The organism is Candidatus Nitrosopumilus sp. bin_68KS (genome assembly GCF_054095825.1).
Genome location: NZ_JBSWSP010000012.1, coordinates 1 through 12,744 on the forward strand (window position 1 = coordinate 1; position 12,744 = coordinate 12,744).

The following is a 12,744-nucleotide window of genomic DNA, read 5'->3' on the forward strand; positions in this document are numbered from 1 at the left end:
ACATTCAGTAGAACAATATTCACTGTAACGATCCCTAAATACTATACCGCATTCTCTACATACCCGATTCATGTACAGATCATTCGATTGAAATCAAGTAATTAAGCATAATGGATGTTTGTTACTTGAACCAAAAATAGCCTCAAATTAGATTAATCAATAACCATCTACATTTCAATGAACTATGCATGAAATTCATGTCCAGAGTTTTCCAACCTCAATACTATCATTAGGATTAATATTGAAACAGATTATTGATGATGAAGTATTTTGATGAACTATATTTACGATCATTTCAACAACAAAAAAAGGGATAGAAAAAAGAACTATCCTATTTTGTAGATATTTTTGAATGATTGTGTCGCATTATTGGCAGCAATTAGTTTCTTGAAAGATTTTGCTTGTTCTGGTTTTACTGTATCAAACCCAATTTTATGGGATTTTGGTGATTCTTTTGGCATTTTCTTTTTTGTTTTATCACCAAATGATTTTGGCGAAAGTTTTTCAGAATTGTCTGCTTTTGCTGCAAATGCATCTTGTAATGCAGGAGATATTACACCAGTTGCCAAGATAGTCATTACTAAAATTGCTAAGATTGTTTTCATTTCGTCGATTCACCTCCTCCTATTGGTTTAAGCATAATATCCAATGTATCATCATATACCAAACAAGACAATCCAATCCAATCATAGTCTATCATTTTTTCTCTAGTTGGGAGAGGGTTTTTGGCCTCACTTCCAACTAAAGTTACTTGGTTTGGTCTTCGCATGTATTCACTCGGAATTGTGATTTGCATGAAATTCTAATAGCAAAACATTATTTGAAAATAACCTGCTTTTTGTGGCATGCCTTAATGCTAATTATGAAAGAATTATTTTGTAATAATTAGTGTAATATGAAATAATTAATTAAAAAAACCAACGAGATACATGGAAAACACGATAGAATTCTAGGACGATTTCTAACATGAAGTGTTTTCCAGACCAATCATTCTACGACGCAGAACAACGGCTTCTCGTTATATTACGTAAGAGAAAATAATATTTGAGATTTTTTTCGTATGTGTGGTATGCTAATAACAAAGATCTAACTATTCAATTTACTGTACCAATCATATCAAGGCACACCACAAACTAAAAGGCAATATCAAATAATTTAGCTTTACATACACAACATGCAAACATCTACTCATTACAAATCTAGACAAAAATATTCAACAACTCCCGTTAGAACAAATAGCAAATACTCTCATCAAACTAGAGTAGAAGAAAAATTGGATGATGTGTATGGATTCTCTGGAATCATTAATGATTCCATAAAGAAATATTCTCATCAAACTAGAAGGAGGTGTATTTGATAGTGAAAAATAATTTGTTAAAGACAAGATATGGTTATTGGCCAAAAGTGTCATTTGGAAAATCAAAGTGAGGATTACATTCAGTATTCCTCATTTGAAAGAGAAAATCCTAGAATCTTTTTTTATTTTTAATTAATTTTACAAATACTTGGAAGGTATTGTCGCAAGTACAGAATAGGTTAAGGCCCAATGTATTTTATGTTCATTTTTCGTCCCATATTATTTGAGAAAGTAATGGATAGTAGGAGTCCATATTTTTAATAAAATATTTGCAAGCTGCTACATCAAACTAAGGTTACAAAACTCACCCCCAGCCGTATTGCTCATTAATTTTATTTTTTATTAATTTTTAACAATTCATTTCTACATTCTTCAAACTGATCAGATTCTACAATACTATCAGAGCCTCTAAAAGTCCATGCCAATGGTTCATTACCTTCAAACATATTGGAATGATGATTGATAAAGGACATCATGTCTTGTGTACAAATATCAGGTTGTTGGACAAATTTACAGAAATTATTATCATTGTAATGAGTGTCATTGCTCCAACGAAATAGAGGTTGAATACAAGGACCTCCTGATTCTTGACATTTACAATTAGCAAATATACTTTTTAGTTGTTTATCTTCTAAAACAGGAGTTTCATTTTCTGACATTATACTTGCAATTGGAATTGCACCAAATAGCTTCCAAGTGCATTCAGCATTATCTATGTAAAGAAGGCCATTAGTCCATTGATAGCCTATGGCAAACTGCAATTCTCCATCTTGAGTCATTTCACAACTACCATAAACTTTGGATAAATTTGGTACAGCAAATGAGATAATAGAAAATACAATGATTGTAGAGATTACTATCAAAAGCCTAGTTTTCATTTTCTTCCTCTACATAACTATCAAAATAAACAGGACTGCAACCATGTATAGGAAAATCACATTGAGTCATAATCTGAGTTCCGTTTTCAAAAACACCAAAACAAAAGGAATGTTTTTCACTGCAAGCATTGCTCATACGTATATTTTCAAAATCATAATCCTTAGAAGAAGGCAAGGGAGATTCATCATAGTTATCAGGTACAACAACCACAGTACCCGTAATCCAAGGACCAGGAGTTCCATGATAACTAAAAATTCCCGTATCGTTAAATGTCACAGATGATGAGTCTCCAGGTTTCATCATTCCAGTTGACCAACTTTCATCACCGCCCTCGTCACTGACAAAAGTATGAGCTGTATCATCCTCATTAACCCATGTTACAGTGTTGTTTTTTCCTAATACGACAGTGATTACTTTGGGATCTAGGCTTTCATTTCCTTCAACAACTGCACCTTGTAGAATCGTTACATATTCACATCCACCTCTACAAACGTGTATTTTTAGTGGTTTTTCTAAACATACGTCATTTTTTAAAGAATCCATTACATCATCATCTAAAATATTTAATGCGTAATTATATGATCCAACAGAACAACCTGCACTAACTTTGATACCTTGATGCAGGACACTTTTTTTGACTGACAAATGAATAACATTCTGACCGATATCTGCATCATAGTTGATTATTTTCCAGCCAAGAAAATCTGCTGAATGGTTTGTAGTGTAATTTGGATATTTTTCAACAAAGAACTTCACCTCGGGTATATTTGCAAAGTCTTCTTCAAATACAAAATCAGGAGTGGAAGAAATCACAAGTCCAGAATAAGCATTTGATGCAACCATTAGTGGTATAGAACCAAAAATAATTATTCCAGAAATAGAAACTGTGATTATTCCTACGATTAGAGTTATTTTGTATCTAGTTTTCATTTTCTAACTCCTACAATAAATCCTCAAATTCCAAATCAGACAGATACAGAAAGTCTGCGTGGTCTGTTGCCTCACCATATTGAGCAGAAATAGAATATATCCCATTTTGTTCCCATAAGGGGCCACCAATGGACAAAGATTCTGTAAATGCACCATCTTCAGACAGCGTTACTTGTGAAACAAATACTATATCCATCAAAGGATTACGTATTGTAATGTTTAGTTCTGTATTAGGTACTATGCCCTCCACATATCCGGAGATTATTACGATATTATCTGTATGGTATTCCTCTTTGTCTACATTTACATGAACAACAGACTTGATGTGATCTTCTTCATGAGTATTTTCTAAATTTTCAATTGTTTTTTCTACATACATCTCTTCTAAAATTTTGATTGTTTTTTCTATATCTCCTTCAGCAGAATTTTTAGCTGTTTGAATTGGACCATAAGTAAAATTATCTGCAATCTTTCCCCTTTCAACTAGTTCAGGGGTTGTGAATCCATTTTGAATGCAAATTTCTAAAAATTGTTTAACCATTTCTCTTCCTTCTACAGTAGGCTGCCATTGTGATATTACAAAATTATTACAGGTGTCTTGATTCATTACACGACCAGTAAGATCAAATAGATTGGATTCATTTTCAGTCCATCCTCTCTCAACTAATTTCTGTTTTGTTGATTCTGTAACACACGCAGGAGAACCATCATACTTTTGAATCAAACCCAGTTTTTCTTTGCACTGTATCTCATTTACATAAGTTCCAGCCTTGAATTGTTTTAGAGGTGTTGCATCTTCTTCAATTATGGGAAATCCCCATACCATTTCACCGCCACCATAAGATGCAGTGTATCGCTTTCCGTATTTTCCCATCTCCTTAGGTGTAAATGATGTTTCCAGCTTGACATTTGGCACACACTCCTCGAACTTGCCTTCAAAGGTTTGGCTAAACACAGTATTGTTAAAGGCTCTGAAAAATTCAACAGTTATCTTGTATGGACTGTTATCTAGTTGCATATTGTAAGCATAAAATGTAATATCAATTGGTTTTCCGGTAAAGAATTTCTTTGTCTCGTTATTTTGAGAAGTTTCCAAACCGTACTTTGCATCATGTAGTGCAAAAAAATCATCTACTTCACAGTTTGGATTTGGTGCTACAAACGAGACTTCGGAGACTTGTAAATCATTGTTTTTTTCATTTAATACAAACAAAACATTCTCCCCTTTTTGAAAAATGTGACATCCACCCCTCTGCCCTTCTGGACATCCTGTGGCATTGATAATTTCTTTTTTCTCAAATTCCTCTGGTGCTTTGATGTATTCTAAAACATTCACTACATACTGTGTTCCATCTGATTTCAAATCAACTGATTCAATATGCCCAAGGATTACGATTTCTTGAGTCTCTAGTATTTGTTCAGAAGTCATTCCTAACGTTAGAGCATAAGATGTTTGAGCATATCCAAAATAGCTCAAACCTGTAAATCCAATCAAAATCAGAAAAACTACAAAATACTTCATACCATATGAAATCTCATTCTGTCATTGAAAAGTGCTTCTGATGTTTTGTATCTCATTATCTGTCCCACTCATCATAAACTACTATGTCTTCAAATTCCTCAATTACAGTAAAGTCCTTTTCCAAATACACAGGACCAATATCTATCTGAAAGGTATAGTTGCCAAGAATAGAAATCACTATGGGGTTGATTTCATTAGATATTGTATACTGAAAGCTTTTTTGTGTATGATTGTCTGCAACTACACACAATGAATGAGATTGCTTGTCCCATACTGTAGAATTATTTGCCAAATCAATTATTTTTGCATTCCATGAATCACACATATGATATCCAATTTTTTCTACAGTTACAAATATTGGCTCATCTATTAACATACGAGAATGCAACCCTCTGATTTTGTACGTTGGTGCAATATTTTCCCAAGCCCATTCCTCATAGGTTGATAAATATGCCCACTCTGAAATTGAAAAAGCACATCCCATACTGCGCCATTTAGCAAACTGTATTGAAGTTGATACTATTTGGTCTTCGGATATTGGTTTTGATACAGCGTCATGTGAATCGTTGTACTTTTCTTGCTCCCTTACAAACTCATTCATGGAATTATCAAAAGTCCATGCACACTGCTCTTCATCAGACATCGAACCAACGTCTGTAGTTTGTACTGTTTGATTACGGTTTTTACTTTCTCTTATTTCAGACAGTATGGACTCTCGAATATCTCTCCATTCTTCATATTGTTTTTGATCCTGATAGTAATCATACTGATTAATGCCATATGCAATTCCAACTCCTGCAAATACAGCCATTCCAATGATTATCAAAAGCCTAGTTTTCATTTTCTAACCTCATTGATTCCATAAAAGCAAAGTATTACAATTCCGGCATACAGTGCAAGTGACCAAAAAAGCCAGTATGGGTCATTAACTGCATTCTCTATTGGCAAATAGCCTGTCTGGACAGTGGTCCCATGTCCTTCAGATGGAATTACCTTCTGAATATGTTCAAAAGGAAACGGTCTGTTTTCCAATGCTATTCCAAGTGATATTGGCAAATATGAAAACAAGTTAGCCAGTCCAAACACAAGCAGACCAATTCCAGTAATTAAAAATCTAGTTTTCATTTTCTTTTTCCTGAATCATCATCGAAGTGATTCAGCCACCAAAATTAATTCATCCAATGGCAGAGTTGTTTCAAGCATGTAATTAATTCCATTTTCATCAATAAACTTGATTTTTGTTTCAGTAGAAGTTGATTTTTGAATAAATGTTCCATCAGTAAAATTCGCAATTTGCATTCCGCAATCAGAACAAGAATCAACTGCATAAGCCATCATTCCATTAATAGTGATCAATTGGGGATTAAGTGAGGGATTGTTCTTTATTACATCATCATATGTTTCTTGAATGCGTTGTTCTGGGGTTCCAATTGTTTGATATTTTTTGTCATCAAGCATACTTCTTTCATCTATCTGATAAATGAAAATAGCACCACTACTTACCAACTCAGGGATATTCCAATTTAGAATTTCTTGATTATGATACACAATGTAAGATTCAGTTGGTGTGCCTGACTGTGAACATACGTAAGAATATCCTTCAGGCAAGTATGTTGGAATTTTGAAAAATGGTGCAGTTTCTTTGCTTTGTTTTATGGTCATGCAGTTGGTACTAGTTTTTGATATTGAGCTATTTTTTGTTGTCCATCCTCTCTCAGTTAGTTTTTGTTTTGTTGATTCAGTTACACAAGCAGGAGAGTAATCATACTTTTGAAGCAGAATAAAATCATCTTTACATTGTATGTTTTCAGTAACTATTCCGACATGATTTTGTTTCAATGGTGGATAAATTTTAGGAGATCCATTAGGAATTTTATCAAACTTGTATACACCAGTGTCAAATCTTGGAGTAGAAGAAATTAATTCTACTTCATCAGATGTTATTGGCACATAAAATCTCCATGAGATAATACCATTGTCTTTGAATATTCGGTATGGTTGTTCGATTCCATTTATCAGTATCAACACAGAATCAGGAGTTTTTGCGTAATCTGTTGCAAGTAACTCTGAAAATGTTTGCTCATTCAGAGTTATGGTATAAGTGTCAATAAAATCCTCAGATACAGATGTTGAAAAAATCAAAGAGTGTGCTTCACGGTCATATGCCACGTCAGTAAAATAATTAGTGTTTGATTGAGCTAAAACAGAGTACTGTTTTGAATCCACAGTCAAAGGAAGATGGTAAAATTCAACACCTCCCGTATATTGAGCAAATACAGTTCCAGATAATCCAATCAATACAAGAAAAATCACAAAATACTTCATACAGTATGAAACAAATTATCAGTCATTGAAAAGTGCTTCTGATGTTTTGTATCGAATCCTCATAGTCCCGGACATCATTGTGTCTTGAGAAAAGTTCCAGTTTAACATCGACCGGACTAGTAGAGCAAGTTGTCTCTAAAAAAGTCCCAGTTAGGCGTGAAAAAATCTAATTTTCATTTTCTTTTTCTCCAAAAAACTATGCAGGTTATTGAAAGAACCACCACTGCGATTGACAAAATTACAAGAATAATTCTTTCAAGAATATAGCTAGGAGAAGATTCTAACAATTCAACATCGTAAGGAAACTGGCTTTCAATATCTCCAACAGAACGATAGTAATTGTAGACATTCCAGTTTTGTAATGAGGAATCTGTCCATTCTCTAATTGTACCGTTCTTTAACGCATTATGCATTTCAGTATGTTTGCTTTGCATCAGTTCATCACCTTTCTCAACATAGTATGGGGCCCATGCCCACTTGTATTCCAGTTTGCTAACCTTCCCCATGTCAAAACATGGTGCAGGAGGCCAATCATCATTGTATACACATTGTGAAAACCCAGTAGAAAAAGCAATAGGGGAAATAAACATTCCAATAATTACCAAAAGTCTAGTTTTCATTTTAGATGTCAAATTGTGCTCCAAAACTTTGTTCTAGGAATTCAGGAAATACGCATTGTGTGATATCACTTGTGCCGATTCTATAGAGGAACACTGCAAGAGCCACATCATCTACAATCTGAATGTCATGAAGCTTGTACACAAAAATATTCTCATCATAGCATCTTGGAATAAAAGTATCGCCTATAGTGAGAATTTTTGTAGTGTGGTATTCCAAATTAGGAGAAATGTTTGCTTTCATAAGAGGTGTTTTTTCTGATGTTGCAAATACAGCCTCAATGGTATTATCATCAATTACCCGTATTTCTTGCAAAAACCCAATTTTGTTGTATCCATTCTCGTAAACTGCCTCCATGTATCCATAATATGGTGGAACAAGGTTGTCCCAGACTTCCTTTTGTTGCTTTATTGTTTCAATATCAATGGTGCGGACACAAACATGACCTGCTGTACTGTTTAGTTCGCAGTCATATTCTTTTGATTCAAATTCCTCACTGCAAACATCATCACAGTACTCAATGATTTTCTCATACTCTATTTTTTCAAAATGGGATGTGTAGAAAACGTAGTTGTGGATGAGAAAAATACTTGGCAAAACAATTGCGATTGCAGTAACGGCAAATATCGTATTCTTAACATTATCATTCATTTTCTAATTATCCTCCTCAAGAAATTCGTTGTACTTGCTTTGTGGCGGAATAAAACCCCAGTCTCTTTGAATCAATTTTGTAACCGTGTCTTTTGTAGCACATGCAGGATGATTGTCATATCGAGGTTTGGTTTCGTCATTTTTCAGAATCAGAAACAAGTTTTCCTTGCACCATACATCCTGTGCATGTATTTGGGCATCAGTCTGTTGTCTTGGAGAGGAACCATAATCAATTATTGCAGTGCCAAAAGAACCATCCTCTCCTCCCTCATGTTTTGAATTAAAACCATATGTTCCCATCTTAGTTGGCACAAATGATGCAGTGACTGTTTCAAACCCAATACATTGAGGAATTGTTCCATTTACAACATCAGAGAATGCAAAGTCGTTAGTGTGTGCACTCAATCCTACAGAATAGTCCTGCTCTGTCATGGCAGAATTTGTTACAACAAAATGTATGTCTACAGGCATTCCAGTAAAAAATACATCCGATTGTCCATTTTGTGTCCAAAAGAAATGAGGTTTGAATCCCCTGTAAGATGAAAGAAATTCTTGTGCTGAACATAATGCATCAGATACGCGAGATTCAAAAGACAAGCGATATTGATCATCGGATTGAAAAATCAAAAACAGCCCTCTTTGTCCTTGTTCATATGACGGACATGGAACACCACCAAATGATTTGTTTGGATCGCAACCAAACGCAATTACTGTTTTACTGTCAAACGACACTGGCTGTATTACCTGTTCTATGTCTATGTGAAACTCTGGAGGCTTGTCATCAAATACTTTAACATCAGATATTGTCCCAAGAACAATCAAATTGTCTCCTTCAAGCAGTTCCTCGGTAGAACTTGGAATCACAAGACCCTCTGCAAGTAAGGGAGTAATCAATACAGAAACAAGTGCAAGAAATAGTAAAACTCTAGTATTCATTTTCTAGTCATTACATCCAACTTGGTATAATAATTTCGATGTCATGTGCTCCATTTGGAAACCATATTGTGATAATTCTTCCAGTTTCAGCATATTTCTCCCCGTACAAGTTCTCTTCCCCATCAATTAAAAGAAAAAAGGAATCATCAGCATCACTTTGTCCAATCTGAGCATCAACTAATCCATGTGGAAGTAAAATTACCATATTGCCCCCTGCAGACTCGTCTAATTTAATATGAACAGAGTTGGCATCAACATCATGTACAATACTTTCTAGAGTTGCGCCATGTAATGAGTATTGAAGTTCAAATGGATTCTCATTTCCCTCAATCACGTGTGTTGTAGTATTTGTGAGTTCAAGTGATTTGTTTGTAGATGCCCATCCACGTATTACAAGTTCTTGTACAGATTCTGGTTTGACACATTTAGGATCAGCACTTGGCATTTTTGCAACTAGTTCAAATCTGTCTTTGCATTGTATTTCATCATAAGGGATTCCTATTGCATGTTGTTTTAGCGGAGACTTAATAATCGGTACTCGGTTTTTTTCCAGTTCAACACACTTGTCACCAAAATGAGGCACACACCATTCCATAAATTCATCAAATGATACGTCTCTCATGCTATTGGGAAGAATTATTGAATGTTCAAGAGTTTGGTTCGGATCATGAATTGCAGTTGCAGATCCAACAAACCCAACCAATATAAGAAAAATCACAAGATATTTCATACAGAATGAAATCTCATCCTGTCATTGAAAAGTGCATCTGATATTTTGTATCTGAATATTTTTTATAAAATATTTGCAACCTGTTAGGATTCACTATCATCAGAACACTTTATGAAGTTCGCACAAATCATACCATTATGAGACAAGTCTGGGCAGTAATTCCATTAATTTTCATAGTTTCTATGATTGGAATTATGACATTTTCAGATTCTTTTGCAGAACCACAAATTGATTATCAAGGAAGTTTTGAATATTCCAAATGGATATTAATTGGAAACATAACCGCAGTTGAAATTGTATCTGAACCTGATACAAATCGTGCCGGATTTGCATTGTATACATTAGATGTTGAAAAATATCTAAAAAACCCTATTGAAAACTCCACCATCACTATTCTGGGGCATTATTCTAATGAAGATATGGGAAGATCTACTGTTTCTAAATTATATGAAATTGATCAAAGAGTTTTGTTTTACATTCAGGAATTACAACATGTTCCCGGTTATGATTACATAGTTCGGGATAGGACATCAGGTGTAATTACAGAAGAACTTTGTCCTGAAAATACGTTTTATCAAACAGGCCTTTGCATTTACAACGATAATCTGAATAAAGCATATCCTCCTTGTATTAATCAAACAATAGAAGATTGTATGCAGCACAGAGTGACATTTTATGATGAATCCGAAGAGATAGTATGCGGTGCAGGTACTGAAAAAATTGAAGGGATATGTCAAGTGATAAAAACAGAAAGGATGAAAACAATAGGAGATGATGCACCGTTCTTTGGCATCTTTGTTTACTTGGATGATTTGTTTTCATGGATATTTGGATAGAAAATGAAGACTAGGCTTTTGATAATTATTGGAATCATTACAATAGTCACTATTTCATTATCCTTACTAATTATAATTGACGATATTGGATCTCAATCCAAATATCCACCTCTAAGGGATGATCCTAATGCTCCCGATGAACTTCGAGTCATCTTACAACTTTGTGAAAAACCTTGGGAAGATAGAGGTTTGAATCGAGAGTATCGTAATCAAACACATCATCTTGATAATCATAACTGTGTATGGAAATATAATTTTGATAAAATAGATTGGAGTAACAATCACACAAAAAAATTTGAAGAAACATCTCTTAGATTAGTCTTACATGCTTGTAGTTCTTGGATAGAGAGTAAGAATGGTAGAGAACCTCTCGTATATTCTAATGAAACTCATTCCATTAACACTTCTACATGTGAATGGAAAAATCATCCATTAAAAGTTCAAGTATGCAGGGGGGAGTACGATCCTGAATGGTGCGGAGAAGGCGCTAATCCTTGAAAACTAGACTTTTAATAATTATTTCACTTGCATTAATTCCGTTGAATATTACAAATGTTTCAGCTTTATGTGCTGCAGATACTTTGGAATGGTGGGAGGCATGCAATGATACAGGACCAGAAAATGCACTTCCACTCAATCCATTATTGTTGTTTGTGGTATTTCCAATTGTAATTATTGGTAGTATAATCGTGGGATTGATTTTTGTAATCAGGAGAAAAAGAAAATGAAGACTAGGCCATCAATACTTGTTGTATTTGTTATTGGTTTGGGATTAGCTGGAACTGTATACGCTGTACCTGAATTAGATTATAATCGTGCATATGCTATGTGTCTAGTAAATAATGATTGGCCTGATGCGCCATGTTTTGATCAAGGTCCTGCAAGTCATCTGGAATTTAATAAAGCGTGGGCTCCATACTATGAACATAAAGGTTCAGCATGGATGGAAACAAAAAAAATTGAATTGAGTCAAGCCTTAGAACAAGGAGTTACAGAAGAATGGGTTGAGAAACTAGAAAATCATAATGTTTACCAATATTATTTGTCTAGAAATGAAATTCAAAGCAGCCTTTCACAGGATAGTTTTTTTGTAAAACTTGAACCAACTTTTAAGACATCTGAACCAATAGATTCCTTTAGCAGCACATATCCTAGACAATCCTCAACTGATTTACCTGTAATCATTATCGTGGTGTTTGCACTAGTAATAGGGTTGATTACTGTTAGTATTATGATCTGGAGAAAAAGAAAATGAAAACTAGACTCTTACTGATGATTAGTATACTTACTATCGTTACTGGTTCTGTTATTGCATATGGTTTCTTTACATTGGAATCAGGAGAACTAAAACCTCTTTTATGTGGACAAAATTTTGTTCAACGCGGAAATGAATGCTTTCCCGATATTAGTCATCTGGAACCGAACACCATTTTGATTTCTTCCATACATTCTCCAAATCAGATAAGAACAACTCCACTTCCATCCACATCGGTCATTTTCTTAGAAAAAAACAGCACCGTAACTTGGATTAATGAATCTGGTTTTCCTGCCACGGTTTATGAAAAAGAGAACGAGTGGCTAATTGACTCAATAGAACCAAAAATGCAAAAACAAATCACATTCAACCAGACTGGATTTTACGAGTATTTTGTAAATAATTCAAATGACAGAGGTCATGGAAGACTGGCACTTGTTTCTGATGATACAGATTTGCTTCCATATCACACAAAACTGGAGATCGCAAGAGCCATTGTAGAGCAAGATCGTGACAACTATCCAATAATTGGACTGGGTATAGGGAATGCAGAAAATTCTCTGGGAATTGATATTGATAAAAAATACTTGGAAGAAAACCCTGACGCACATTCGTTTCTCATGAAAAGATACACCGAAATGATTCCGTTTGATGTAAAAATTACAATAGAGTTTAGTGGGCCGATTATGGCTTTGACGGGATAAA

At 34.4% G+C, this 12,744-nt stretch carries 18 protein-coding genes; 6 read left to right on the forward strand and 12 right to left on the reverse strand.

Annotated elements, in window-relative coordinates:
* Positions 1-326: 326 nt before the first annotated feature.
* Positions 327-605 (reverse strand): hypothetical protein, encoded by a 279-nt coding sequence (locus tag ACW9W3_RS05700; protein WP_457765191.1) that lies wholly within the window; start codon positions 603-605, stop codon positions 327-329.
* On the reverse strand, positions 602-796 hold the full coding sequence (locus tag ACW9W3_RS05705) for a hypothetical protein (RefSeq protein ID WP_457765192.1): 195 nt from the start codon (positions 794-796) through the stop codon (positions 602-604). Before ACW9W3_RS05705 ends, ACW9W3_RS05700 begins: the two co-directional genes overlap by 4 nt.
* A gap of 378 nt (positions 797-1,174) precedes the next feature.
* On the opposite strand from ACW9W3_RS05705, the gene ACW9W3_RS05710 reads away from it, so the two are divergent.
* Entirely contained in the window at positions 1,175-1,357 is a 183-nt protein-coding gene (locus tag ACW9W3_RS05710) for a hypothetical protein (protein ID WP_457765193.1), read from the forward strand.
* 332 nt (positions 1,358-1,689) lie between these two features.
* Here ACW9W3_RS05710 and ACW9W3_RS05715 read toward each other — a convergent pair whose 3' ends face one another.
* The 10 genes from ACW9W3_RS05715 to ACW9W3_RS05760 form a co-directional block, all read right to left on the reverse strand.
* Complete coding sequence (locus ACW9W3_RS05715) at positions 1,690-2,235, reverse strand: hypothetical protein (protein WP_457765194.1); 546 nt, start codon at positions 2,233-2,235, stop codon at positions 1,690-1,692.
* Entirely contained in the window at positions 2,225-3,166 is a 942-nt protein-coding gene (locus ACW9W3_RS05720; RefSeq protein ID WP_457765195.1) for a cupredoxin domain-containing protein, read from the reverse strand. The genes ACW9W3_RS05715 and ACW9W3_RS05720 overlap by 11 nt, the downstream gene beginning before the upstream one ends.
* Before the next feature lie 10 nt (positions 3,167-3,176).
* Positions 3,177-4,688 carry a hypothetical protein gene (locus ACW9W3_RS05725; protein ID WP_457765196.1) on the reverse strand — a complete coding sequence of 504 codons (1,512 nt, stop codon included), beginning with the start codon at positions 4,686-4,688 and terminating at the stop codon, positions 3,177-3,179.
* Between the two features lie 55 nt (positions 4,689-4,743).
* A complete protein-coding gene (locus ACW9W3_RS05730) occupies positions 4,744-5,529 on the reverse strand; it encodes a hypothetical protein (RefSeq protein ID WP_457765197.1) in 786 nt (261 codons plus the stop codon).
* Complete coding sequence (locus tag ACW9W3_RS05735; protein ID WP_457765198.1) at positions 5,526-5,813, reverse strand: hypothetical protein; 288 nt, start codon at positions 5,811-5,813, stop codon at positions 5,526-5,528. Before ACW9W3_RS05735 ends, ACW9W3_RS05730 begins: the two co-directional genes overlap by 4 nt.
* A gap of 18 nt (positions 5,814-5,831) precedes the next feature.
* Entirely contained in the window at positions 5,832-7,013 is a 1,182-nt protein-coding gene (locus ACW9W3_RS05740; protein WP_457765199.1) for a hypothetical protein, read from the reverse strand.
* A 173-nt stretch (positions 7,014-7,186) separates the two neighbouring features.
* A complete protein-coding gene (locus tag ACW9W3_RS05745; protein WP_457765200.1) occupies positions 7,187-7,633 on the reverse strand; it encodes a hypothetical protein in 447 nt (148 codons plus the stop codon).
* Position 7,634: 1 nt separating this feature from the next.
* Positions 7,635-8,282 carry a hypothetical protein gene (locus ACW9W3_RS05750; RefSeq protein WP_457765201.1) on the reverse strand — a complete coding sequence of 216 codons (648 nt, stop codon included), beginning with the start codon at positions 8,280-8,282 and terminating at the stop codon, positions 7,635-7,637.
* A gap of 3 nt (positions 8,283-8,285) precedes the next feature.
* Entirely contained in the window at positions 8,286-9,218 is a 933-nt protein-coding gene (locus tag ACW9W3_RS05755) for a hypothetical protein (protein ID WP_457765202.1), read from the reverse strand.
* Between the two features lie 10 nt (positions 9,219-9,228).
* Positions 9,229-9,921, reverse strand: coding sequence for a hypothetical protein (locus ACW9W3_RS05760; RefSeq protein WP_457765203.1), 693 nt, complete (start codon positions 9,919-9,921; stop codon positions 9,229-9,231).
* 164 nt (positions 9,922-10,085) lie between these two features.
* On the opposite strand from ACW9W3_RS05760, the gene ACW9W3_RS05765 reads away from it, so the two are divergent.
* The 5 genes from ACW9W3_RS05765 to ACW9W3_RS05785 are packed head-to-tail and all read left to right on the forward strand — an operon-like array spanning position 10,086 to position 12,743.
* Positions 10,086-10,784: a hypothetical protein gene (locus ACW9W3_RS05765; protein WP_457765204.1), complete on the forward strand. Its 699-nt coding sequence runs from the start codon at positions 10,086-10,088 to the stop codon at positions 10,782-10,784.
* A 3-nt stretch (positions 10,785-10,787) separates the two neighbouring features.
* Positions 10,788-11,282 carry a hypothetical protein gene (locus ACW9W3_RS05770; RefSeq protein ID WP_457765205.1) on the forward strand — a complete coding sequence of 165 codons (495 nt, stop codon included), beginning with the start codon at positions 10,788-10,790 and terminating at the stop codon, positions 11,280-11,282.
* Positions 11,279-11,512 (forward strand): hypothetical protein, encoded by a 234-nt coding sequence (locus ACW9W3_RS05775; RefSeq protein WP_457765206.1) that lies wholly within the window; start codon positions 11,279-11,281, stop codon positions 11,510-11,512. Before ACW9W3_RS05770 ends, ACW9W3_RS05775 begins: the two co-directional genes overlap by 4 nt.
* Positions 11,509-12,039, forward strand: coding sequence for a hypothetical protein (locus ACW9W3_RS05780; protein WP_457765207.1), 531 nt, complete (start codon positions 11,509-11,511; stop codon positions 12,037-12,039). The genes ACW9W3_RS05775 and ACW9W3_RS05780 overlap by 4 nt, the downstream gene beginning before the upstream one ends.
* On the forward strand, positions 12,036-12,743 hold the full coding sequence (locus ACW9W3_RS05785; RefSeq protein WP_457765208.1) for a cupredoxin domain-containing protein: 708 nt from the start codon (positions 12,036-12,038) through the stop codon (positions 12,741-12,743). Before ACW9W3_RS05780 ends, ACW9W3_RS05785 begins: the two co-directional genes overlap by 4 nt.
* Position 12,744: the final 1 nt, after the last annotated feature.